The sequence below is a fragment of the Actinoallomurus iriomotensis genome (assembly GCF_030269445.1).
GTDB lineage: Bacteria > Actinomycetota > Actinomycetes > Streptosporangiales > Streptosporangiaceae > Actinoallomurus > Actinoallomurus iriomotensis.
On record NZ_BSTJ01000001.1, the window covers coordinates 42,423 to 65,137 of the forward strand.

Consider the following 22,715-nt stretch of genomic DNA (forward strand, 5'->3'; position numbering starts at 1 on the left):
CCAGGGCGCGGTCGACGGACCGCGCCCCTCGGCGGGGAAAGGGTGGCTCGTGAGTCTCCTGCTTGGAGTCGACATCGGCACGTCCAGCACGAAGGGGGTGCTGACCACTCCGGACGGCACCGTGGTCGCGACCGCGGTCCGCGAACACACCGTGTCGCGGCCCCATCCGGGCTGGGCCGAGCACGACGCCCGCGAGGTGTGGTGGGAGGGCTTCGCCGCCGTCACCCGCGAGCTGCTCCCCCAGGCCGGCGGCGAACCGGTCGCCGCCGTCGGCGTCAGCGGGATCGGCCCGTGCGCGCTGCCCGCGACCGCCGAGGGCGTGCCGCTGCGCCCCGCCATCCTGTACGGCGTCGACACGCGCGCGGTCGCCGAGATCGAGGAGCTGACCGCGCGGTACGGCGCCGAGGCGATCGTCTCGCGCGGGGGCTCGCCGCTGACCACGCAGGCGGTGGGGCCCAAGCTGGCCTGGCTGCGCCGCCACGAGCCGGAGGTGTGGGAGCGCACCGGCCGGCTGTTCATGGCGAGCTCCTACCTCGTGCACGAGCTGACCGGCGTGTACGTCCTCGACCACCATTCGGCGAGCCAGTGCTCACCGCTGTACGACAGCCGCGAGCACGCCTGGATCGGCGACTGGGCGCAGGAGATCGCCCCGGGTCTGGACCTGCCGCCGCTCGCGTGGCCGGGCGAGGTGGCCGGCACGGTCACGGAGGGAGCGGCGGAGCGTACGGGACTCGCCGCGGGCACACCCGTCGTCGCCGGCACCATCGACGCGTGGGCCGAGGCGGTCAGCGTCGGCGTGACCGAGCCCGGCGACGTCATGGTCATGTACGGCACGACCATGTTCCTCATCGAGGTCCTCGACTCACGCCGCACCTGGCCGGGCCTGTGGGGCACGGTCGGCGTCACGCCCGGCACCTACGACCTCGCGGCGGGCATGGCCACCTCCGGCGCCGTCACCGACTGGCTGCGACAGCTCACCGGCGCGGCCTATGAGGAACTGACCGAGGAGGCACGGGCCGCCGGGCACGGCGCCGGCGGGCTGATCATGCTGCCCTACTTCGCCGGCGAGCGGACCCCGCTGTTCGACCCCGACGCGCGCGGCCTCGTGCTCGGCCTGACCCTGGGCCACGGTCGCGGCCACCTGTACCGCGCGGCCCTGGAGGGCACCGCCTTCGGCGTCCGGCACAACCTGGAGGCGATGCGGTCGGCGGGCGGCGAGGCACGGCGGCTGGTCGCGGTCGGCGGCGGCACGAAGGGCGGGCTGTGGACCCAGATCGTCTCGGACGTGCTTGGCCGGCCACAGGTCATCCCCTCGGTGACGATCGGGGCGTGTTACGGCGACGCACTGCTGGCCGCCCGCGCGGCGGGCCTGTCCGACGGCGCGGACTGGAACCCGCCGGCGGACACGGTCGAGCCCGACCCCGCGGCCGGCGAGGTCTACGCCGAGCTGTACCGGCTCTACCGCGACCTCTATCCCGCGACCCGGGAGGCCGCCCACACCCTGGCGGCCTTCTCCCGGGAACCCTGAGCGGTGGCCGGGCGCCGATGTCCGGAACCCCACGGGCCACCGGTGCGGTTACTGGGCGCGGCCCTTCTCGTCACCCCGGTCGACATCGAGGCCGACGACCGACATGCACCGATTGCACCGCCATTCGGCGATGACCGACTCCGCGCCCATGTCGCGCGTACGGTACGGCTTGGAGATCTTTTTTCGCCGCATTCCGTAGCCGCAAGTCGAGTGCATCATCAGCCCGCACTCGTGGCACGGCCACACGTCGTTGCCGGGGCGATGGCAGCCGGGGCACACGGGACGGTCGTCGTACGGCTCGAAGGGGTCGAGTTCGGACCGCCAGCCACGCTCGAGTTCGAGGTACTCGTCGTCGGGCCAGTGATGGTCGGCCAGCCAGGCGAGGTACTCCTCGGCGTCGGCGGCGAGGTTGGCGGTCATCGATTCCGGATGTCGCCAGGCGGCACCTCGGGAAACGCCGTCCCGGCGGCGGACCGCCATGACCGGAACCAGGCTGAGGAGGGCGATGGGCAGGATGACGACTGAGACGATCATGACTCGGCGTCCACGGTCATGCTCGCGTCGCCCCGGACACATCCTCGCGGCAATGCGGCGGGGGGCACTGCGGTTCCCACGGTGGCGTCCTTTCGTGAGTCACTGCTGGGGGAGAAAGATCACAAGGACCCTGGTCCACACGCACGTGGGCTTGTAACAAAGCGGTATGAACAGTATCGAATCCCGCTGTGGCTAGGAAATCGATCTCACAATTCAGTGATCATTTTTTCGCTCACCACAATTACTGATCATGAAACCGTTCATGATCGAATGGCGTGCGGGAGCCGTGATCCGGTCTGGCGCCATGCCGGATATCGGCCATCGAGGACCTGCCGGGGCGTGGGTTCCGCCTCGCTCACCGGTCGTGTGGAACGGCGACCAGGCCGGGATCCGGGGCGCCCGCTGGGCGACCGGCCCTAGACGAACGAGCCGTTGACGCGCAGAGCGTGCTCCACCACCGCGATGAGCACCTGGATCACCGAGTCGCGCGAGCGGGCGTCGCACATGATGATGGGCACGCCCGGGTCGAGGTCCAGGGCCACCCGGACGCGCGCCTCGCCGTACCTCGGGGCGTCGTCGAAGCAGTTCACCGCCACGGCGAACGGCGTGCCCCGCTGCTCGAAGTAGTCGATCGCGCCGAAGCAGTCCGGCAGCCGCCGCGTGTCGGCGAGCACGATCGCGCCCGCCGCTCCGCGCGCGAGGCCGTCCCACATGAACCAGAAGCGACGCTGCCCCGGCGTGCCGTACAGGTACAGCATGACGTTGTTCGGGAGGGTCACCCGGCCGAAGTCCATCGCCACCGTGGTGGACTCCTTGGAGTCCATGCCGATGGGGCCGTCGATCGCGCGCCCGTACGCGGACCGGCCGCTCTCGGTGCGCAGCGGGCGGATCTCGCTGGCCGTGCCCACGAGCGTGGTCTTGCCGGCGCCGAAGCCGCCGGCGATCAAGATCTTGATCGCCCTCGGTCGCGCGTCGGCCTGCGGTTCAAAGAGAGTGAAGCTCATCCAACACCATTCGGAGTACCGTCTCGTCGCGTGCGTATTCTGACGGCGCCGGGGCCCGGACCGTGGCGAGCCCCCGGTCTCTGAGGTCCCCGAGCAGGACCCGGACGACGCCGAGCGGCAGGTCCGTGTCCGAGGCGAGGTCCACGACCGTGGTCGGCCTGCGGCAGCGGGCGAGCAGACGCAGATGCTCGGACTCGAGCCACATCCGGTCCGCCGCCGACGGTACGCCACCGACCACGATGGAGACCAGGTCCAGCGGTCCTCCGCCGGAGCGCGTCCGCCCCCGGGTGACGGCGTAGGGACGGACCACGGGTCCCGCGGCGTCGTCGAACCAGCGCCGTCGCCGTTCGTTCACCGGAGATCACGCTCCGCCCGGCGTTCCACCCGCCGACCGCGGGGCGGCGCCGAGATGTCGGCGCACCCGTTTGACCAGCCGGGTCATCTCGTACGCGATCACTCCGATGTTCACGTCGCCCTCGGCGTGCACGGCCAGGCACGACCCGGCCCCGGCCGCCATCACGAAGACGAAGGCCGACTCGAGCTCGACGACCGTCTGGCGGATGTCGCCGCCGCCGAAGGTGTCGCTGACGCTGCGCGCCAGGCTGTGGAACCCGGCCGAGAGCGCGGCGAAGTGCTCGGCGTCCGCCGGCGCGATGCCGTGCGACAGGCCCATGGGCAACCCGTCGCCGGAGAGGATCATCGCCTGCCGCACCGAGTGCACCCGGCCGACGAGGTCGTCCAGCAACCAGCTCAGCTCACCGGTTGTTTCGAGCATCCGCTCGCCGCCTTCCCAAAGGAACTCACTCGTCCGGGTCCTCTTCCTCGCGCCCGCGCTGCCAGCCCTGCTGGAGCGCGGTCATCATCGACCGGGTCTCCTCCGGCGGCCGGGTGGTCGGTCCGGTGTCCACGTTGCTCGGCGGTGGCCCGGCCTCCCCGGGGCCGGCGTCCGCCCGCCCGGGCACCGCCGGCCCCGGCGCGAAGGTGTCGTCGCGCAGCTGCGGAACGAGGTTCGCCTGCCGGACACGCCGGGGCAGCTCGGGCGCGTCCGGGTCCGAGCCGTCGGAGGTGGCGAGGCCGATCGTCCCCGCCGCCGCGGGCAGCGGGGGCATGGCCCGGCCGGGCGGCCGCCACGGAGGCGTCGCCGGCCACGCCGCGCCGTCGGACGGCTCGTCGTACCATGCCTGCTCGTAGTCTTCACCGCCGTCGCCGGCGATGAAGTCGAGCGGGATCATGACGACGGCGCGCGCACCGCCGTACGGCGACGCGGTCAGCCGGACGTCGATGCCGTGCCGCTCGGCCAGCCGGCCCACGATGAACAGGCCCAGCCGGTCGCTGTCGGCCAGGTCGAACTCCGGGGGGTGGGCCAGCCGGTGGTTGGCGTCGGCGAGCTCGGCGTCGTTCATCCCGATGCCGCGGTCCTCGATCTCGACGGCATAGCCCCTGGCCGCCAGCTCACCGCGTACGTGCACCTGAGTGGGCGGCGGAGAGAAGGCGGTGGCGTTCTCGATGAGCTCGGCGAGCAGGTGGGTGATGTCGGCGACGACGGTTCCGTCGAGGGCCGCGGGCGCGGCCGCCTCGACGACGACCCGCGTGTAGTCCTCGACCTCGGCGATCGCGGCGCGCAGGATGTCGCGCACCGCCACCGGGTTGTGCCACCCGCGGGCGGGTGCGGCCCCGGAGAGGATCACCAGGCCCTCCGCGTGACGCCGCATGCGGGTGGTGAGGTGGTCGAGCGCGAACAGGCCCTCCAGCGAGTCCGGGTCGGTGGCCTGGCGCTCCATCGTGTCCAGCATGCTGAGCTGGCGGTGCAGTAGCGACTGGCTCCGCCACGCGAGGTTGAGGAAGACCTGGTTGATGCCCTGGCGCAGACGCGCCTCGCCGATCGCGGCCTGCACGGCGGTCCGCTGCAACGTGGTCAGGGCGTCGGCGACCTTGGTCACCTCCCGGCTCCGGCCGACCCGTACCGGGGGCACCTCCGCCTCGACGTCGACCTTCTCACCGGCTCGCAACCGCCTGATCACCTCGGGGAGCCGCTCCCCCGCCAGGTCGAGCGCGGCGCGCTGCAGGCCGGTCAGCTCGCGGGCGAGGCTCCGGCCGAACAGCACCGAGACCACGATCGAGCAGACGACGGCCAGCAGACCGAACCCGGCGGTCGCGTACAGCATGAACATGATCCGGTCGCCGATGGGCTTGGTGTCCGCGGTGAGAATGACGCCGGCCCGGCTGGCGGTCTGCGTCCAGGTCGTGGTCAGCGGCGCGACCGTGGCGTGCCAGTCCTTCGCCCGTGGGGCCAGCGACGCCGTGGGGCCGCCGGCGACGATGGCGTCCTCCAGGCTGCGGAGCGTGTTGAACTCCGAGGAGCCGGCGAGCTGCTGGAGCGGTTCCCGCAGGCTCGGTTTCACCTCGGCCAGGGCGCCGTCGAACAGGTAGCGTTCGTTCGCGGAGTTCCGGGTGAACATCGTGTACTCCGGCCCGGTGAAGCGCTTGGCGCGCCGGGCCAGCGCGGCCGTCACCAGCGCGTTCTCACGCATCATGAACTCACGCGCGGTGCTCACCGCGATGAGCGCGGTGCCCTGCCGGTAGACGTCCGGATCGTTGATCGGCGCCATGCCGCCGAACAGCCGCAGGAGCGCGTCGACGACCGCGTCGTAGTCGTTGATCGCGCCCAGGGCGTCCACGCTGCCCGCGTCGACCTTGGCCCGGACGCCGGCCAACCCGTCGAGCTGGGTGAGCAGCTGGTTGAGTCGCTGCCGCGTCGTCCCGCTCATCGTCCGGCGCGCCGCGCCGGACAGGGCCGACCGGCGGAACGCCGCCTGTGCGGCGTCCGTGCTCGCCCGCGCGGTGTTGATCCCGCCGCGCTCGCCACTGCCATCGGCACTCACTAAGCCGGCGGCGGCGACGCGCTCCTGCTCCAGGGCGGTGGTGAGCGTGGCCCCCGGCACGGCGACCTTCTCGTACGTCGTCGACGCCTCGTACTTCCCGAGCGCATCGCGCGAGGTGAGATAGGCGGCGAATGCCCACAGCGCCGCGAGGGAGAGCAGCGGGATCAGGAGCAGTACCAACAACCTCAGCCGCAGCGACCTTGCGGAATGCTTGGAGGAAGCCATGACAGCCTTATCGGTTTTGCGCGTGTGCACCAAGCACCGCTCATGGAGCAATTCCCCGAGAAGGTAAATGGCACCACATTAGTTACCTTGGTGGCAACTCGCCCAAATCAGGCTCCGCTCGGTCGCCGCGGCCGCGGACATTCGCTCGGCGTCACCAGTCCTCCGTCTGCTCGACGGCGACCTCCACCAGGCCGTCGGGCGTCTCCTCGAAACGCCGCATCGTGCTCAGCGGCGGGGAGTAGACGTGCACGCTGACCGCGGGAGCGTCCGTGACGTTGCGCACGTCGTGGACGTAGTCAGGGCCGAAGGCCCAGGAATCGCCCGAGTCGACGGTGCGCGTCCGACCGGGCGCACGCTCTTCGAGACTGCCCAGCACGACGGTGAAGGCGCCTTCGGAGTCGCCGTGGTCGTGGAACCCCGTCGACTGTCCCGGGAGCCAGCTGATCAGCCAGACCTCGTGGTCGTCGTCGTGGTGCAGGCGCTCGTACCAGCGGCCGTCGGCGCTGAGACGGACGCGGTGGAGCCACTCCTCGGACCGGTCGGCGAGGGACCGGGCGATCTCGCCGAGCCGGGACGTGGTCGAGCTGATGGTGGCGGTGGTCATGATGATGCTCCTGAATCGAACCTCGGTGAACGGCGCGGGCGTACGAGCTCGATCACCGACACAGCGCGCTGGCCTGCCGCCGAAGGTCGACGTGCAGGCGCGCGTGAAGAGGAGCGCCGAAAAGCATTCCCCCAGCTTGGGACAGATTGCCTACTAAGTCAACTGGAAACATGGGGAGTGCCTGCCGGGCCCGCGCGGTCGCCGTCCGCCGACGCCGTACGGCCGCTCATCGATGCCGAGTCCGGCGTCCCTGTGGCAGGCGCGCCCGCCGTGGTTAAGGTCCTCGCATGAGGGAGAGCCTGATCGCCGGGCAGTACTTACTCATCGAGCAGATCGGCAGGGGCGGGTTCGCGGTGGTCTGGCGGGCCCGCGACGACCGGCTGCGGCGCGACGTCGCCGCCAAGCAACTCTTCCTCCCGCCGCACTTCACCGAGGAGCAGCGCCGCGAGCACCGGGAACGCACCTTCCGCGAGGCCCGGTCGGCGGCGCGGCTCACCCATCCGGGCGTGGTGACCGTGCACGACGTCGTCGAGCACGACGGCGTGCCGTGGATCATCATGGAGTACGTTCCGGGCCGTACTCTGAGCCAGATCGTCCGCATGGAGGGTCCGCTGGCGCCGGCGCGGGCCGCGCGCATCGGCCTGCGGGTGCTCGACGCCCTCCGCGCCGCGCACGCCCACGGCGTCCTCCACCGCGACGTGAAGCCCAGCAACGTCATCGTCGGCGACGACCGGGTCGTGCTCGGCGACTTCGGCATCGCCCGTACGGAGGGCGGCGCGGGCGACGAGATCACCGGGGACGGCATCGTCATGGGCGCCCCGTCCTACACCGCGCCCGAACGCGCGCGGGGCGAACCCGCCGTCGCCGCCTCGGACCTGTGGTCGCTCGGCGCCACGCTCTTCTACGCCGTCGAGGGACGGCGCGCCTTCAGCGGCCCGAACGCCAACGCGACCTTCCACGCCATCCTCACGGGCGAGCCCGCGCCGGCCCGCCACGCCGGGCCGCTCCGCGCGGTCGTCGACGGGCTGATGCGCCGGGACCCCGCCGAACGGATGACCGCCGGCGAGGCCGCGGAACTGCTCGCGGACGCCGCCGGCGAACGCGCCTCCTCCGCCGCGACGGCGCGCCGGACGCGGCGCGTACGGGAGAAGTGGCGCGAGCCGACCCGGCCGACGCCCGGAACGGCCGCCGCTCCGCCGCCCCGCCCGGCGGCGCGGAGCGTACGGTCACCCCGGCCGCGCCGGCGGCCCGTCGTGACCGTCGCCTCCCTGACGACGCTCGCCCTCCTGCTGCTGAGCAACGGCCTTCGCGTGGACGACCCACGGCGCCGCCCCACCGCGTCGTACCGCACGCCGGTCCCCCGTCCGCGCCTGGCCGCCACGCTGCCCGCGGGCGGCGGCGAGGTGCTCGACGTGGCGTTCAGCCCTGACGGGCGTGCTCTCGCCGCGACGGGCCAGGACCACGCCGTACGGCTGTGGAACACCGCCGCGGGCCGCCCGTCCGCCACCCCGGCCGCCATGCTGACCGGGCGCGGGCACCCGGTCGCCGGCGCCGTGTTCAGCCCGGACGGCCGCACGCTCGCGACCGGCGGCTACGACGGCAGGGTCGTCCTCTGGAACGTCCACACCCGCCGTGCGGTCGCGACGTTCGGCACCCACGGCCGGGGAGCCGGCACGCCCAGCTTCAGCCCCGACGGGGCGGTCCTCGCGACCTCCGGCGACGCCGTGCGCCTGTGGGACGTCGGCACCCGGCGTACGACACGGTCGCTGCCGGATCCCGGGGAGACCCTGCTGAGCGCGGTGTTCGCCCCGCGCGGGCGGACCCTGGCCACGGCGGGCAGCCGGGCCGTACGCCTCTGGGACGTCTCGGCGCGGCCACGGCCCACGACGCTCACCAGGCTGACCTCGCTCGTCGGTGACATGGCGTTCAGCCCCGACGGACGGACCCTCGCCACGGGCGGCGACGACCGCACGGTACGCCTGTGGGACGTCCGCGGGCGCCGGCTGACGGCCACCGTGCCCCGGTTCACGGGGCGGGTGAACGCGGTGGCGTTCAGCCCGGACGGCCGCACGCTGGCCTGCGCGAGCGACGAGACCGTGCTGCTGTGGAACGTCCGGAGCCGCACCGCCGCCGCCCGGCTGGACGCGCGCACCGGCACGGTCGACGCGATCGCCTTCAGCCCGGACGGCCGGACCCTCGCCACGGCCGGAGACGACGCCGCCGTACGCCTGTGGGAGCTGCGCTGAGACACCGGACGGAAATGCCGACGGAACCGTCGGAAAATGTAATCCGACCGACGCGTGTCAGCGCATGGTCTCGTTTCTGCCGCAATGGTGCACCTGCTGTGTCCGCCACGCCGTAGCGTCAAGCCATGGCACGACGTCTCCGTGACAGTCCTTTCCCGCCTGGGCGCGCCTTTCTCGGCTCGACCGGGAAGCGGGCATGAAGCCGATACGCCTGCTGGCCCGGGTCATCGGCGTGGCCGCGATGGCCGTGGCGGTCGGCACCGCGGTCAACCAGATCCTCAACGGCGGCCGGTGGAACTGGTGGGCGCTGGCCGCCGCGCTGACGCTCGCGACGCTCGCCGAAGGCGTCAACCGATGGCTGGTTCGCTCGGACGTCCGCGACGGGCAGATCCGGCCGACACTCTGGCCGACCCTGACCGCCCCGGACGAGTCGCCACGGCGACTGACGGAGGTCACCCCCCGAGATCTGGGTGTGCACCCCAACCGATTCGGCCCCGAAGGCGAAGCGCTCTACATCCCCCGCGACGTCGACGACGCCCTGGATGAGGCGCTCACCGGCGGACGCCGGCCCATCGTCGTGGTGGCCGGCCCCCGGCTGGCCGGGACCACCAGCACCCTCGCCCAGGCCGCCCAGTCGCAGCTCCCCGACCACTACGTCCTCGGCTTCGTCGATGACCCGCGCGTCCGGCTCACCGACATGATCGAATGCTCCCGCCGGTGGGCCGGCCACGGGCCTGGTGCGGTGCTGTGGCCGGATGGGCTGACGCCGGATCGATTCACCGAACTCGCGCTCCTGCCGGCCGACCGGCTCCCGGACGGGCTGCGGGTGCTGGCCACCATCGACACCGGTGAGCTGGAGGGACTACGGATCCCCGAACACCAGGTCAAGGCGCTCGAAGAACATGCCGTTCAGGTCGAGTTGGGCGTGCTGACCCGCACCGAGCGAGCCGAGCTGCGAGCCCAGGACACGTACGCCGGCCTGCGACCGGTCCTGGACGAGGACGCCGACGTGCTGATGGGCCGGCTGATGGTGGCGTGGGAGCAGATCCACGACGCCTTGACACCGGCCGGGGAAGAGACCACCGATCGGGTCGCGTTGCTGCACGCGGTCACCGACTGGTACCGGGCCCGGCTGCCCCGTCTCCTCACCACCGACGTCCTCACGCACCTGTACGGGGCCTATCGGCGTGAGCCGGCCGGGCAGAGCGTCATCGCCCCAGCGTCGGCCGCCGGCTACGCCCGGGCACTGGAATGGGCGACCGCGGTCAGGCCCGACAGGCCGCGTCTGATCGACGTGCAGACCGTGGCCGGTGGCCGGCGGTACGCTCCGCACTCGCTGCTGAGCGTCGTCGCCGACGATGGGTCCGCGTCGGTCCACTGGCCCGTCCAGGACGCCTTGTGGGCCTATGCCGACCGTTTCTTCGACGGCGACCAGCGCCGCAACATCGGATACACCGCCCTGCGCATGGATGCCCATTCCGCCGCCCACCGCCTGCTGGGACACCCCGGCACCACCATCGCCCCTGATGCGCTTAACCAGGTCGCCGCGTGGCTCCATGGCATCGGTGACACCACGGCGGCCCGCCGCTGGTACCGGCAGGCCATCGACACCGGCCACACCGACCAGGCGCCCAGAGCGCTCTTCGGCCTCGGACTCCTGGAGGCGGAACACGGAGACATCGAGCAGGCCCGCCGCGCGTACGGGCAGGCCATCGACACCGGCCACTCCGACCACGCACCCAAGGCGATGGCCAACCTCGGGAACCTGGAGGCCGGACAGGGAGACATCGAGGAGGCCCGGCGCTGGCACCGAAAGGCCGTCGACACCGGCCATCCGGAAGTAGCGGTAGAGGCCGCGAGCCGTTTGCGGGAGTTGGATCGAACGGAACAGGACCGCCGCCGGGCAGAATGGTTCACCCGGTACGGCTGGCAGGCTTACGCCGACCAGGAGCTGATACAACGCCGCGGGGAAGGCCCCGACGACGCGGCGGAGTGAGACAACACGCACGAAGGGGCGCCCGTACGGGCGCCCCTTCGTGCGTTGGTCACTCAGTTGGTCACTCAGCGGTCATCCATGATGATCGCTGAGGCCTGTGATCTCGGTCGGGACGGCGGGATTCGAACCCACGACCCTTTGACCCCCAGTCAAATGCGCTACCAAGCTGCGCTACGTCCCGAGAACGCGTTAAAAGGCTAGCACAGCGTGGCCGATGATCTGGTCGCGCAGGGCGCGGGCCGCGGGCCGTCGCCCGGCCGTACGCGAGCGGGCGTCAGGCGAAGGTCAGGCCGTCGAGCCAGCCCTGCCAGGCGTGCTCGGCCTCCTTCTGCCCGGCCGTGCCGGCGAACAGGTGGTGGCCGAGGACGATGACGTTGCCGCGGTCGGCGCCGGAGTGGATGAAGCGGTACATCGCGTCCTCGGTGCGGATGCCGAGGAAGTGGGGCCGGTCCACGTAGTCGATCACGCCGTCGATCGGCGGGAGGCCCTCGACGGTCAGCGCCGCCCGGTCGCCCTCCTTGACATCGCCGGTCAGGCCCAGCTCCTTCCGCAGTACCGCCCAGAGGCGCTCCGGCGCCGGGCCCTGCGGACGCGCCGCGAAGACGGGTGTGGCCACGCGGCCGCGGAAGTGGGTGAGGTACTCCGCCAGCTTGGCGAGGTACATGTCCCAGCCGGTCTTCATCGCCTCGTACTCGGTCTCCCAGTCGTCGCCGAGGAAGCCGTTGTGCACCAGCCGCAGCACCGCGCCGCCTCCGTCGCGGCCCTCGATGAGGTACTCGAAGGCCATGAAGGTGCCGTCGGGGTTCTCCGGCGTGCGGTACGCCAGCCGCTCCCCCGGCTCCCAGGAGGTCACGGTGGACTCCTCGGTGTGGCCGCCGAGCGTAAGGCCGCCCCTGCCACCCACGCGGGGCTCCAGTTCGTTGCGGCCCATGTACCAGGAGTCGATGCCGGGACCGGTCGCGATGGCGTCCCAGACCTGCTCGGGGGTGGCGTCCAGCGTGATCTCTTTGCGTACTTCGAACTCGTGCGTCATCGTCGTCTCTTTCTCCATGCCGGTACGGGGATGCCGCCGGCGGTCCGGTCAGCGCTCTTCTTCCGCCGGGGCGGCGGCCCCGTCCTCGCGGGGGCGGGTACTCGGGTGGACGGCGACGACCACGCGGTGCTCGCGCCCGCCCTCGGCCGTCGCGTCGTGGTACTTGGCGACCAGGGCGGCCACGGCGTTCGCCAGCTCCTCGGCGAAGGCGGACCGGTCGGCCGCCGAGGCGAACCTGACCTCGCCGTCGATCGCGAACGTCGCCACGCGCTTGCGCGCCTTGGCCGCGCCGGTGATCAGCTCGCCGACGTCGCGTACGAGACGGGCGGCGACGGCGAGCAGCCAGCGCGCGGAGAGCTGGTCGGGCGAGCGCGCGGGGTCGGGCTGGACGGCGGCGAGCGCGGCCGGCGAGATGACGTACGACGTGGCGGTCGCCCGCATGAGCCGCTCGTTGACGTTGCCCTTGCGGCGCTCCTCGACCAGCTCGACCAGGCCGTGCCGCTCGAGCGCCTTGAGGTGGTAGTTCACCTTCTGTCGCGGCAGGCCGACCTTGGCGGCCAGCATCGTCGCGGAGGCGGGCTCGGCCAGCTCGGCCAGCAGGCGGGCCCGGATGGGGTCGAGTGAGACCTCGGCCGCGGCCGGGTCCTCGATCACTGCCACTTCGAACATGCGAGGAGCCTCGCACCGACAAACTTTTTTGTCAAGACTGCCGGAGTGTTCGGCGTCACGGAGCGTGGGCGATTTGTGACACTCGTCACGCGAGGTCCGTATCGCCGCGCCCGGCACCGCGCCGACCACCGCCCTGAGCAGAGCGAATGACCGAAACAAAGACTGTCTGTCAGCGCAAATAGTTTCGGTCAGGCCCTAGAAAGCACAACGATGTCCAAAATGCAAGAGACAGATGGATCTCGCCAATCCAATCTGCCGTGTGATACAGATTCACTGTAACCAATTGCTCACGGATGCTCGACAACCGACGCAGTCTTCCCCCGACAGTCCTCGCAGCAGCACTTCCGAAACCATTTGGGTTACGGACGCGTGCGCGCCGCCGAAACATCGATGCGGAGCATAGGTCCGGTCATGTCTATCGCCGTCGCAGACCCAGCCGCACAGGCCGAAACTTTCCGCCTCTACCGCAATCTGCCGCGACTACTGCGCGATCCCATGGGGGAAGTGGAAAGCATGGGAAGAGCGGCGGCCGGTCGCGTCGCTCGCCTCGACTTCGGCGTGGCCGACGTCTACCTGGCGACCCACCCGGACCACGTCCAGCAAATCCTGCTGGACGACGCCGCGAACTTCCTGCGCGAGGGCACGTACTGGCGGCCGCTGAGCCGGCTGTTCGGCCGGAGCATCATGTCCGAGGGCTCGGACTGGAAACTCAGCCGCAGGACACTCCAGCCCGTACTCACCCGGCGGTACGTCCACTCGATGGCCGACCAGATGGCCGCCGCCATCAACGAGTCCCTCGACGGGCTCGCCGAGCACGCACGCACCGGGCGACCGGTGGCCGCGATGGCCGAGCTGTCCGACATCGTCAGCCACACCGTCATTCGTGTCTTCTTCGGAAACAAGATCACGCCCGCGGACGCCGCCCGGCTGACACCTGCCTTCGAGACCGTGGTGAAGGCCATCGCGTTCCGCTTCCTCCTGCCCTTCCTGCCGTTCTCGGTCCCGGTGCCGGGCGACCGGGCGCTCCGGCGCGCCATACGGCTCTTCGACGAGGTCCTCTACCCGCTGATCCGCGAACAGCGCTGGCGCGACGACGAGGTACGCGACTTCTTCTCCGTGCTCTGCCGCGCGCACGAGGCCGACGGCGCCGAGGTCAGCGATCGATGGGTCCGCGACAACCTCTTCGCCATGTTCGCCACCGGAACCGAGACGACGATCGGCGCCCTGACCTGGCTGTGGCCGCTCCTCGACGACCATCCCGAGGTGACGCGGAGGCTCTACGAGGAGATCGACACGGTCGTGGGGTCCGGCCCGGTACGCGCCGAGCACCTGTCCGGCCTGACCTACACCCGGCAGATCGTGCAGGAGCTGCTCCGGCTCTACCCGGCCGGGTGGGTGTTCCCTCGGCGGGCCGTCGAGTCCACGACGCTGGGCGACGTCACGATCAAGGCCGGCGAGTCGGTCCTCGTCAGCCCGTTCCTGACCCATCGGCTCGAGGCGTTCTGGGAACGCCCGCTCGAATTCGATCCCGATCGGTTCGATCCCGCCCTCGGCGGAGAGCCCGGACATCATCGTTACGCCTACGTGCCCTTCGGCGCCGGTCCACACAAATGCATCGGGCTGCATGTGTTCAATATGGAGGCCGAACTCATCATCGCCGGCATTCTGGCGCGTTTCCGGCCGACGTCCTGTACGGCCGTCTCTCGCATTCCTCGCGTCGGCGCCACGCTCCGGCCGAAAGAAAGCGTGGAACTCATTCTGACAACCGTCTGAAAGCCGCGGCGTTTCACCGCGCATCACCCGCGTTTTCCGTGGGTGATCCATTGGCGCGACGTTGACCGTGTTCCCGGACAGGAGAGGTTGATGACATCTTCCGTCGCCAGACGCGATGGGCTGGACACCGCTGAGGCCAGGGGCAAGATCTGCGCGGTCGCGATGGAGTGTCTTCGTGACATGCAGGACTGCGTGTCCGCCTACCCGGCGCTGTTCTCGGCCCGGCCGCTCGGCGCGACGGTGTTCAGCGGCGTCGCGCTCGCCCACGCGTTCGGCTCGCCCGACGCCACGGCGAAGGAGCTCAGGATGGCCACGCGCTTCACGCTGTGGGGCTTCGCCGCCGACTGGCTCCTGGACTACGTGGCGTCGTCGGCCGAGGAGATCAATGCCATCGTGGCCGGCTGCGCACGAGTGGGGCGGGGCGGGGCGCCGGATCCCGACATGCCCCTGGAGTGCCTGCTCGCGGAGCTGCGCGACGAGCTGGCCGCCCGGCCGCACTGGAGCGAGCTGCGGCGCGTCTGGGCCGAGCACCTCGACCGCTACCTGTCCGCCAACGCACGCGAGTGGACCTGGAAGACCGCCCATGCGGCCGGAGACGGGGCGGCGCTCCCGACCTTCGAGCAGTACCTCGCGAATGCCGACAACATCGGCGCCTCGCTCGTCAACGTCTCGCACTGGACGTACACCGACGCCGTGGCGACCGCCGAGGAGATGGACCGGCTGGCCGAGGTCAGCGCGCAGGCGCAGCAGGCTCTGCGCCTGCTGAACGATCTGGCCAGCCACGCACGCGACGTCGAGTGGGGCGACCTCAACAGCCTCATGCTCGGACTCGGGCCCGCGGAGGTCACCCGCCGGGCCGAGGAGCTCATCGCCCGCTGCGACGAGATGTGCGAGGAACTGGCCCTGCGGTTCCCCGAGCCGGCGGCCTATCTACGGCGCCAGGTCGGCCACAATGTGGGCTTCTACGGCACGACCGACTACTGGGGCACCCGGTGAGCCCCGAGCGCACGGCGACCGTCGCCGTCCCGCCCACCCCGGCCATCGACATCCTGGCCGAGGCGGAGAACCTCCTCGCCGGGCTTCTGCGCGAGCCCTGGGGCCAGGTCTCCCCCTCGGTGTACGAGACGGGACGCCTGGTCGCCCTCAGCCCGTGGCTGACCGGACACGACCAGCGGATCGACCACCTTCTGCTCAGCCAGCGGCCGGACGGCGGCTGGGGTTCCCCCGAACCCGGGTACGCATTGGTGCCGACCCTGAGCGCGACCGACGCGCTCCTGTCGGCGAGGCGTCCCGGCACGGAGGACGCCGCGACCGTCGGGCTGCGCGTTCTGTTCCGCTGGTTGCGCGGACCCGGCGCGCTGACCGCCGCCGACCTTCCCGATATGCCCGCGATCGAGCTGATCGTGCCGAGCCTGGTCATGTCCGTCAACCGGCGGCTGGACGACATGGGCGACGCCGCGGGGCGGTGGCCGGGTGCCGAACGCCTGCGCGTCCCCGCCGGCATCAGCGATGCGCCCCTCCGGCTGATCCGGAGCCGGCTGTCCGCCGGGCAGCCCCTCCCGCAGAAGCTGGCCCACGCGTTGGAGGTCGCCACCCCCGCCGCGCACCGCCATCCCCTGTTCCGGCCCGACACGACCGGCAGCGTCGGCGCCTCGCCCGCCGCCACCGCGGCGTGGCTGGGCCACCCGGACGATGAGGCGGCCTCCCCGGCGGTCGCCTTCCTCCGCGAGGCCGTGCGACCGCACGCCGGGCCGGTCCCCTGCGGCCTGCCCGTGACGGTGTTCGAGCGCGGCTGGGTGCTCGCCTGGCTGATCCGCGCCGGTGTCCCGGTCGATCCGCCCGCCGAGCTCGTGGCCGGCCTGGCGACCTCGCTCGGCCCGAGGGGAACGGCGGCCGCGGCCGGCCTGCCGGAGGACGCCGACACCACCTCGGTGGCGCTCTACGCACTCGCCCTGGCCGGTACCCCGCTGCCGCCCGACCCGCTGTGGGCGTACGAGTCCGGCGACCACTTCTCCACCTGGCCCGGGGAGGACGGCGTCTCGATCACGACGAACGCCCATGTGCTGGAGGCCTTCGGCCAGTATCAACGGGTGGCGGGTGGCCCGGAGGACGCCCGGCGCGCGAACACGGTCACGAAGGTGGCGGCCTGGCTGCGTCGGCAGCAGCGCGCCGACGGCAGCTGGCGCGACCGCTGGCACGCCTCACCCTTTTACGCCACCTTCTGCACGGCGCTCGCGCTGGACGCCTTCGGCGGACCTCGGTCCGCCGAGGCGGTTCGCCATGCCGTACGCTGGGCGCTGGCCACGCAGCGGGCGGACGGGTCGTGGGGCCGGTGGGCCGGCACGGCCGAGGAGACCGCCTACGCGCTGCAGCTCCTTCTCGCGACCGGGCACGGGCGAGAAGTGGGATGGGATGAGATACGGCGGGCGGCGACCCGCGGATTCGCATACCTCATTCGGTGTCCGCGCGAGTCCGAAGGCCCGGCACTATGGCATGACAAAGACCTTTACCAGCCGACCGCCGTTGTCAAGGCCGGCGTGCTGGCGGCACTTCATCTCAGTCATCGAGACGGGCTCACTCTCGAAGCTTGAGTTGCCAATAAAACGGACATCTGGGCATTAAGGGTTACAGAAGTCTCGCAACTCTCCATTCGCCTTGAACCCGATATCTCCGGTTGCTAGAGTTCATGATCGCTATGGCGAGGTCAAAGTAAGATTGACATAAACGGGTCATAGGTATTTCGCTGCAATTCCGCTGGAAGCCCGATCCAGCCCTCCGGTTCCCCCTCCTCATATTGCCGAGGCCGCTGTAATGCGCTTGCGCAACGCCCGTCTGCGAACCAAGATCACCGCGCTGCTCATGTCCCTGGTCGCCCTCTGGGTGTTCGCGGCATGGGTCACCCTGCGGGAGGGCGTGAACCTGCTGTGGGTGTCCACGCTCAACAGCAACGTCGCCCAGCCGATCGTCGATCTGCAGCCCGAGCTCCAGCGTGAGCGCCAGCTGTCCCTGATCCGCCTGGGCGCTCCGGGCGTCCAGCAGCGCGCCGCGCTCAGCTCCCAGCGGCTCCGCACGGACAACGCCGTGGCGAAGTTCCGGAAACTGGCGCAGGCGGAGCGCGTGAAGCTGGCCCAGGACAAGACGCTGAAGCAGGCGATCGCCGCCGGGTTGGCCCAGCTCTCCCAGCTTCCCCAGGACCGGGCCAAGGTCGACTCCGGCATGATCGGCTTCGAGGAGGCGCAGAACGCCTACAGCGCGGCCGTCGAGAGCCTGTTCACGATCGACGACTCGCTGGCGAGCCTCGACGACAAGAAGTACGCCAAGGACGTGCGTGTCTCCCTCCAGCTCAACCGGGCGGCGGAGGTCGTGTCGCAGGAGAACGCGCTGGTCTCGGGGGTCCTCGCGTCCGGACGGTTGGCCCGCAGCGAATACCTCCAGCTCGTCCAGGTCATCGGAGCCCAGCGGTACACCTTCGGCAAGGCGCTCGAGGCCATCGAGGGCAGCGACCGCGCCACCTACGAGGTACTGACCTCGGACGGTCCCTTCACGCGTATGCGCGCTCTCGAGAACACCCTGCTGAACAAGAGCAGGCTGAACCACCCCGCGCCGGTCACCTCGGCCCAGTGGCGTGCCGTCGCCGACCCGACCACCACGCAGCTGTCCAAGGCGGTCTTCGACTACGGCGACAAGCTGGTCGATCGCGCCACGCCGATCGCGATCGGGGTCATCGTCCGCCTCCTGCTCGCCGGTGGTCTCGGTCTCCTGGCGGTCATCGCGTCGATCATCGTGTCGATCACCACGGCACGTGACCTCATGCGACAGCTGGAGAAGCTGCGCATCGCCGCCCGCGAGCTGGCCGACAAGCGGCTGCCCGGCGTCGTGGAACGGCTCGGACGCGGCGAGAAGGTGGACGTCGCCTCCGAGGCGCCACCGCTGCGATTCGGCGAGGACGAGGTCGGCCAGGTGGGCCACGCGTTCAACTCCGTGCAGGAGACCGCGATCCGCACCGCAGTCGAGCAGGCCGAGCTGCGCCGCGGCATCCGCGACATCCTCCTCAGCCTGGCGCGCCGCTCCCAGGCGCTCGTCCACCGGCAGCTGACCCTGCTGGACACCATGGAGCGCCGCCAGGACGACTCCGCTGAGCTGGAGGACCTGTTCCACGTCGACCACCTGGCCACCCGGATGCGGCGCAACGCCGAGAACCTCATCGTCCTCTCCGGCGCGACGCCCGCCCGTGGCTGGCGCCGCCCGGTGCCGATGATCGACGTGGTCCGCTCCGCCGTCGCCGAGGTCGAGGACTACACCCGGGTCACGGTGATGCCGATGGGCGAGGTCGCCCTGGCCGGCCGGGCCGTCGGTGACATCGTCCACCTCCTCGCCGAACTGATCGAGAACGCCGTCTCCTTCTCGCCGCCGTACACCCAGGCGCAGGTCAGCGGCCACCCGGTCGCCCACGGGTACGCCGTGGAGATCGAGGACCGCGGGCTCGGCATGACCGACGAGATCCTCGCCGACATCAACGAACGTGTCACCGACCCGCCCGAGTTCAACCTGTCCAGCTCGGCCCACCTCGGGCTGTACGTGGTCGGCCGGCTGGCCATGCGTTACGACGTCAAGGTCTCGCTCAAGCACTCCTCCTATGGCGGCACCACCGCGGTCGTGCTCATCCCGCACGAACTGGTGGTCGAGGGCGCCGACGGCGAGCGCGAGACCAGAGCCGCGGCCGCCGGCGTACCCGTCGGGGTCACGGCCGGCGGCATGACCGCCACGTCGTACGACGACGTGCCCGCCCGCGTCACGGAGGCCACCGTGCTCGAGCCACCCGCCCTGCCGTCCCCAGCCGAGCCGTCCACCCCAGCGTCGGCGCGGTCGGCCACTTCGGCGTCCGCCGAGGCGACGGGGCCGGCGAGCGAGCCCTCGGCCGCCGCGCCCAGCACGCCGTCGGCCAACGGCAAGTCCGGCACCCTGCCGCCGCTCCCCCGGCGTACGTCCACGACGCCGCGAGAGGCCGAGCCCGCGGAGCCGACCGAGCCCGCGGAGCCTGCCGAGCCGGCGTCCGCGTCCTCCTCACAGACCACTCCCGGCGGCCTGCCGGTCCGCGTGCCCCAGGCCAGCATCTCCCCCGCGCTGCGCACCGACGGCCCGACCTCGGCGTCCGACGCGGACGGCGAGGCCCAGGACGACGACGTTCCCACGCCGGAGGAGATCCGCAAGTCGTTCGGCGGACTCCAGGCGGGCACCCGCCGAGGCAGAACCGACGCGGCGCGGTCGCGGACCGACGCGACCGACGACACCTCCACACCCGATGAAGACGCCCAAGAGGACAACCAGTGACGCAAAAGACAGACCCCTCCGCCGATCTGGCCTGGTTGCTCGACGACCTGATCAAACGCGTACCCGAGGCGCAGCACGCCATCGTGCTGTCCGCGGACGGCCTGCTGATGGCGGCCTCACGGGAGTTCGAACACGAGGACGCCGAGCATCTGGCGGCGGTCGCGGCCGGCATCCAGTCGCTCGCCAAGGGAGTGGGCGAGCGCTTCGACGGCGGTCCCGTCCGGCAGACCGTCGTCGAGATGCGGTCGGCGTACCTCCTGGTGACCGTCGCCGGGCAGGGTGCCTGCCTGGCGGTGCTCAGCACCGAGGAGGCCGACATCGGACTCATCGCCTACGAGATGGCCATGCTCGTCACCGGACTCGGCCACCATCTGACCGCCGCGTCCCGTAGTTCCGAGCAGGCTTCGTCGTGACCTCGCCCGGCGAACCCCCCGGCGAGGAGTTCCCGGGCACGGAGGCCGGCGAAGACAGCATTGCCGGTCGGCCGGCCGAGCCTCCCGCCGGCGGGGTCGACGACGAAGAACGCTGGCTGGACGACCAGGCCGGGCCGCTGGTCCGGCCGTACGTGATGACCAGCGGGCGGATGCAGCCGGTACGCGGCAAGTTCGACCTGGTGACGATGGTGGAGGCCACGGGCCTGCCCGCGTCGCCGGAACTCGGCCTGGGCCCGGAGCACCAGGCCGTGGTGCGCCTCTGCGAGCAGGTGCTGTCGGTCGCCGAGATCGCGGGCCACCTCAAGCTCCCGACCGTCACCGTACGCGTGCTGCTCGGCGACCTCCTCGACAAGGGGCTCATCACGGTTCAGGACCCGCAGACCGACACCGACTTCATGACCGACGAGCAGATGTACAGGGCAGTGATCGATGGACTCCATGCGCTTTGATCGACAGGGCCGGAGACTGCCCAAGGCGATCAAGATCCTCATCGCCGGCGGCTTCGGCGCCGGAAAGACCACCATGGTCGGGGCCGTCTCGGAGACGAAACCGCTCCGCACCGAGGAGATCCTCACCGACAAGGGTGTACGCGTCGACGACATCGCGGGCGTGGAGGGCAAGACCACCACCACCGTCGCGATGGACTTCGGCCGCATCACCATCAAGGACCAGTTCATGCTGTACCTGTTCGGCACGCCCGGGCAGGAGCGGTTCTGGTTCATGTGGGACGAGGTGGCGATCGGCTCTCTCGGCGCGGTCGTGCTCGCCGACACACGACGGCTCGCGGACTGCTTCCCCGCCGTCGACTACTTCGAGCGGCGCAACATCCCGTTCATCGTCGCGGTGAACTGCTTCGAGGGCGCCAAGCAGTACGAGCTGGAGGAGGTCGAGGCCGCGCTGAACCTCGGCTCCAAGGTGCCGGTGATGCTCTGCGACGCGCGAGTGCGTGAGTCGGGCAAGAAGGTGCTGATCGCGCTGGTCCAGCACGCGATGGAGAGCCGCAAGGTCGGCGCCTCCGTCTGAGACGACGCCGGGAGCCCCCGGCCCGGCCACGCGCCGGACCGGGGGCTCGCTCGTCTCACTTGCGCTGGCGCTTCTCCCGGATCTTCATGCTGATCTCGATGGGCGTGCCCTCGAAGCCGAAGTCCTCGCGCAGCCGGCGCTCGACGAATCGCCGGTAGCCCGCCTCAAGGAACCCCGTCGTGAACAGCACGAACCGCGGCGGCTGCACGCCCGCCTGCGTGGCGAACATGACGCGCGGCTGCTTTCCGCCGCGTACGGGGTGCGGCTTGGCCGCCACCAGGTCGGTCATGAAGGAGTTGAGCCGTGCGGTCGGCACGCGCTCACCCCAGCCCTCCAGCGCCGTTTCGATGGCGGGCACGAGCTTTTCGACGTGCCGTCCCGTACGGGCCGAGATGTTGACCCGCGGCGCCCAGCGCGCGTGGTGGAGCTGCCGGTCGATCTCGCGGTCGATGAAGTGACGGCGCTCCTCGTCCACCAGGTCCCACTTGTTGAAGGCCAGGACCAGCGCGCGGCCCGACTCGATCACCATGGTGATGATCCGCAGATCCTGCTCGGCGAGCGGCTCGCTCGCGTCGATGAGCACGACCGCGACCTCGGACCGGTCCAGCGCCGACTGGGTGCGCAGCGTGGCGTAGAAGTCGGCGCCCTGCGACTCGCGGGCCCGCCGCCGGATGCCGGCCGTGTCGACGAACTTCCAGGTGCGGCCGCCCAGCTCGATCAGCTCGTCGACCGGGTCACGCGTCGTGCCGGCGACGGAGTCGACGACGACGCGGTTCTCACCGGCGAGCTGGTTGAGCAGGCTGGACTTGCCGACGTTGGGCCGGCCGAGCAGCGCGACGCGGCGTGGCCCGCCCGCGACACCGTACGTCTCCGGCGGCGCCTCCTCCGGCAGGGCGTTCAGCACGGCGTCGAGCAGGTCGCCGCTCCCCCGCCCGTGCAGGGCGGAGACGACGAGCGGCTCGCCCAGTCCGAGGGACCACAGCGTCGCGGCGTCCGCCTCCGCCCGCGCGTCGTCGACCTTGTTGGCCGCCAGCACGACCGGCTTGTCGGCGCGCCGCAGGACGCCCACGACGGCCTCGTCGGTGTCGGTGGCGCCGACCGTCGCGTCGACCACGAACAGCACGACGTCCGCGGCGTCGACCGCCAGGCGCGCCTGGTCGGCGACGGCGGCGGCGAGGCCCTCGGCCTTCGGCTCCCAGCCGCCGGTGTCGAGCACGGTGAAGCGGCGGCCGCCCCACGCGGCGTCGTAGGCGACCCGGTCGCGGGTCACGCCGGGCACGTCCTCCACGACCGCCTCACGGCGGCCCAGAATGCGGTTGACCAACGTGGACTTGCCGACGTTCGGCCGGCCGACGACGGCCACGACCGGTGGCGGCGCGACGTCGTGCTCCACATTGTCGCCGATGTCCAGGACATCGGCGTGCTCCATCTCG

20 protein-coding genes and 1 tRNA gene are annotated in these 22,715 nt (G+C 71.2%); 10 read left to right on the plus strand and 11 right to left on the minus strand.

Going from position 1 to position 22,715, the window contains the following annotated elements; translation table 11 throughout:
- Positions 1–49 precede the first annotated feature (49 nt).
- The gene (locus QSK37_RS00200) at positions 50–1,528 is read left to right on the plus strand and encodes an FGGY-family carbohydrate kinase (RefSeq protein WP_285616699.1); all 1,479 of its coding nucleotides are present in this window, start codon (positions 50–52) and stop codon (positions 1,526–1,528) included.
- A gap of 48 nt (positions 1,529–1,576) precedes the next feature.
- Here QSK37_RS00200 and QSK37_RS00205 read toward each other — a convergent pair whose 3' ends face one another.
- From QSK37_RS00205 to QSK37_RS51605, 7 genes are all read right to left on the minus strand, one after another.
- Positions 1,577–2,062, minus strand: coding sequence for a hypothetical protein (locus QSK37_RS00205; RefSeq protein WP_285616701.1), 486 nt, complete (start codon positions 2,060–2,062; stop codon positions 1,577–1,579).
- A 416-nt stretch (positions 2,063–2,478) separates the two neighbouring features.
- Positions 2,479–3,066: a GTP-binding protein gene (locus QSK37_RS00210; protein WP_285566309.1), complete on the minus strand. Its 588-nt coding sequence runs from the start codon at positions 3,064–3,066 to the stop codon at positions 2,479–2,481.
- Positions 3,047–3,421 carry a DUF742 domain-containing protein gene (locus QSK37_RS00215; RefSeq protein WP_285616702.1) on the minus strand — a complete coding sequence of 125 codons (375 nt, stop codon included), beginning with the start codon at positions 3,419–3,421 and terminating at the stop codon, positions 3,047–3,049. The genes QSK37_RS00210 and QSK37_RS00215 overlap by 20 nt, the downstream gene beginning before the upstream one ends.
- A gap of 6 nt (positions 3,422–3,427) precedes the next feature.
- On the minus strand, positions 3,428–3,841 hold the full coding sequence (locus QSK37_RS00220; RefSeq protein WP_285616704.1) for a roadblock/LC7 domain-containing protein: 414 nt from the start codon (positions 3,839–3,841) through the stop codon (positions 3,428–3,430).
- 25 nt (positions 3,842–3,866) lie between these two features.
- Complete coding sequence (locus tag QSK37_RS00225; RefSeq protein ID WP_285616705.1) at positions 3,867–6,131, minus strand: sensor histidine kinase; 2,265 nt, start codon at positions 6,129–6,131, stop codon at positions 3,867–3,869.
- Between the two features lie 193 nt (positions 6,132–6,324).
- Positions 6,325–6,777, minus strand: coding sequence for a cysteine dioxygenase (locus QSK37_RS00230; RefSeq protein ID WP_285616707.1), 453 nt, complete (start codon positions 6,775–6,777; stop codon positions 6,325–6,327).
- 52 nt (positions 6,778–6,829) lie between these two features.
- Positions 6,830–6,949, minus strand: a complete 120-nt coding sequence (locus tag QSK37_RS51605) for a putative leader peptide (RefSeq protein ID WP_432705510.1) — start codon at positions 6,947–6,949, stop codon at positions 6,830–6,832.
- Between the two features lie 115 nt (positions 6,950–7,064).
- Between QSK37_RS51605 and QSK37_RS00235 the strand changes: the two genes are divergently transcribed.
- Together QSK37_RS00235 and QSK37_RS00240 are read left to right on the plus strand one after the other, a co-directional pair.
- Entirely contained in the window at positions 7,065–9,023 is a 1,959-nt protein-coding gene (locus QSK37_RS00235) for a WD40 repeat domain-containing serine/threonine protein kinase (protein ID WP_285616708.1), read from the plus strand.
- A gap of 196 nt (positions 9,024–9,219) precedes the next feature.
- The gene (locus QSK37_RS00240; RefSeq protein ID WP_285616710.1) at positions 9,220–11,019 is read left to right on the plus strand and encodes a tetratricopeptide repeat protein; all 1,800 of its coding nucleotides are present in this window, start codon (positions 9,220–9,222) and stop codon (positions 11,017–11,019) included.
- Positions 11,020–11,126: 107 nt separating this feature from the next.
- Here the strand turns inward: QSK37_RS00240 and QSK37_RS00245 are convergent.
- From QSK37_RS00245 to QSK37_RS00255, 3 genes are all read right to left on the minus strand, one after another.
- Positions 11,127–11,200: transfer RNA gene (locus QSK37_RS00245), tRNA-Pro, on the minus strand.
- Between the two features lie 93 nt (positions 11,201–11,293).
- The gene (locus QSK37_RS00250; protein ID WP_285616712.1) at positions 11,294–12,052 is read right to left on the minus strand and encodes an SRPBCC family protein; all 759 of its coding nucleotides are present in this window, start codon (positions 12,050–12,052) and stop codon (positions 11,294–11,296) included.
- Between the two features lie 48 nt (positions 12,053–12,100).
- Positions 12,101–12,721, minus strand: coding sequence for an ArsR/SmtB family transcription factor (locus QSK37_RS00255; protein WP_285616713.1), 621 nt, complete (start codon positions 12,719–12,721; stop codon positions 12,101–12,103).
- Between the two features lie 513 nt (positions 12,722–13,234).
- Here QSK37_RS00255 and QSK37_RS00260 point away from each other — a divergent pair.
- From QSK37_RS00260 to QSK37_RS00290, 7 genes are all read left to right on the plus strand, one after another.
- A complete protein-coding gene (locus QSK37_RS00260; protein ID WP_285616714.1) occupies positions 13,235–14,494 on the plus strand; it encodes a cytochrome P450 in 1,260 nt (419 codons plus the stop codon).
- A 90-nt stretch (positions 14,495–14,584) separates the two neighbouring features.
- On the plus strand, positions 14,585–15,490 hold the full coding sequence (locus QSK37_RS00265; protein WP_285616715.1) for a terpene synthase family protein: 906 nt from the start codon (positions 14,585–14,587) through the stop codon (positions 15,488–15,490).
- Entirely contained in the window at positions 15,487–17,085 is a 1,599-nt protein-coding gene (locus QSK37_RS00270; RefSeq protein WP_285616717.1) for a prenyltransferase/squalene oxidase repeat-containing protein, read from the plus strand. The genes QSK37_RS00265 and QSK37_RS00270 overlap by 4 nt, the downstream gene beginning before the upstream one ends.
- Before the next feature lie 220 nt (positions 17,086–17,305).
- Positions 17,306–19,825, plus strand: coding sequence for a sensor histidine kinase (locus QSK37_RS00275; RefSeq protein WP_285616718.1), 2,520 nt, complete (start codon positions 17,306–17,308; stop codon positions 19,823–19,825).
- Positions 19,822–20,238: a roadblock/LC7 domain-containing protein gene (locus tag QSK37_RS00280; RefSeq protein WP_285566332.1), complete on the plus strand. Its 417-nt coding sequence runs from the start codon at positions 19,822–19,824 to the stop codon at positions 20,236–20,238. The genes QSK37_RS00275 and QSK37_RS00280 overlap by 4 nt, the downstream gene beginning before the upstream one ends.
- Positions 20,235–20,708, plus strand: a complete 474-nt coding sequence (locus QSK37_RS00285; protein ID WP_285616720.1) for a DUF742 domain-containing protein — start codon at positions 20,235–20,237, stop codon at positions 20,706–20,708. Before QSK37_RS00280 ends, QSK37_RS00285 begins: the two co-directional genes overlap by 4 nt.
- The gene (locus QSK37_RS00290; protein ID WP_285566335.1) at positions 20,689–21,282 is read left to right on the plus strand and encodes a GTP-binding protein; all 594 of its coding nucleotides are present in this window, start codon (positions 20,689–20,691) and stop codon (positions 21,280–21,282) included. The genes QSK37_RS00285 and QSK37_RS00290 overlap by 20 nt, the downstream gene beginning before the upstream one ends.
- 55 nt (positions 21,283–21,337) lie before the next feature.
- Here the strand turns inward: QSK37_RS00290 and der are convergent, their stop codons facing one another.
- Positions 21,338–22,711, minus strand: a complete 1,374-nt coding sequence (gene der / locus QSK37_RS00295; protein ID WP_285618831.1) for a ribosome biogenesis GTPase Der — start codon at positions 22,709–22,711, stop codon at positions 21,338–21,340.
- Positions 22,712–22,715 lie beyond the last annotated feature (4 nt).

What these genes read in the sequence shown, in the direction of transcription:
- QSK37_RS51605 (WP_432705510.1), bottom strand. Translation starts at nt 6,949, where the DNA reads ATGTTTCCAGTTGACTTAGTAGGCAATCTGTCCCAAGCTGGGGGAATG.
- QSK37_RS00275 (WP_285616718.1), top strand. Translation starts at nt 17,306, where the DNA reads ATGCGCTTGCGCAACGCCCGTCTGCGAACCAAGATCACCGCGCTGCTC.
- QSK37_RS00255 (WP_285616713.1), bottom strand. Translation starts at nt 12,721, where the DNA reads ATGTTCGAAGTGGCAGTGATCGAGGACCCGGCCGCGGCCGAGGTCTCA.
- QSK37_RS00250 (WP_285616712.1), bottom strand. Translation starts at nt 12,052, where the DNA reads ATGACGCACGAGTTCGAAGTACGCAAAGAGATCACGCTGGACGCCACC.
- QSK37_RS00290 (WP_285566335.1), top strand. Translation starts at nt 20,689, where the DNA reads ATGGACTCCATGCGCTTTGATCGACAGGGCCGGAGACTGCCCAAGGCG.
- QSK37_RS00210 (WP_285566309.1), bottom strand. Translation starts at nt 3,066, where the DNA reads ATGAGCTTCACTCTCTTTGAACCGCAGGCCGACGCGCGACCGAGGGCG.
- QSK37_RS00205 (WP_285616701.1), bottom strand. Translation starts at nt 2,062, where the DNA reads ATGATCGTCTCAGTCGTCATCCTGCCCATCGCCCTCCTCAGCCTGGTT.
- QSK37_RS00235 (WP_285616708.1), top strand. Translation starts at nt 7,065, where the DNA reads ATGAGGGAGAGCCTGATCGCCGGGCAGTACTTACTCATCGAGCAGATC.
- QSK37_RS00240 (WP_285616710.1), top strand. Translation starts at nt 9,220, where the DNA reads ATGAAGCCGATACGCCTGCTGGCCCGGGTCATCGGCGTGGCCGCGATG.
- QSK37_RS00265 (WP_285616715.1), top strand. Translation starts at nt 14,585, where the DNA reads ATGACATCTTCCGTCGCCAGACGCGATGGGCTGGACACCGCTGAGGCC.
- der (WP_285618831.1), bottom strand. Translation starts at nt 22,711, where the DNA reads ATGGAGCACGCCGATGTCCTGGACATCGGCGACAATGTGGAGCACGAC.
- QSK37_RS00260 (WP_285616714.1), top strand. Translation starts at nt 13,235, where the DNA reads ATGGGAAGAGCGGCGGCCGGTCGCGTCGCTCGCCTCGACTTCGGCGTG.
- QSK37_RS00230 (WP_285616707.1), bottom strand. Translation starts at nt 6,777, where the DNA reads ATGACCACCGCCACCATCAGCTCGACCACGTCCCGGCTCGGCGAGATC.
- QSK37_RS00220 (WP_285616704.1), bottom strand. Translation starts at nt 3,841, where the DNA reads ATGCTCGAAACAACCGGTGAGCTGAGCTGGTTGCTGGACGACCTCGTC.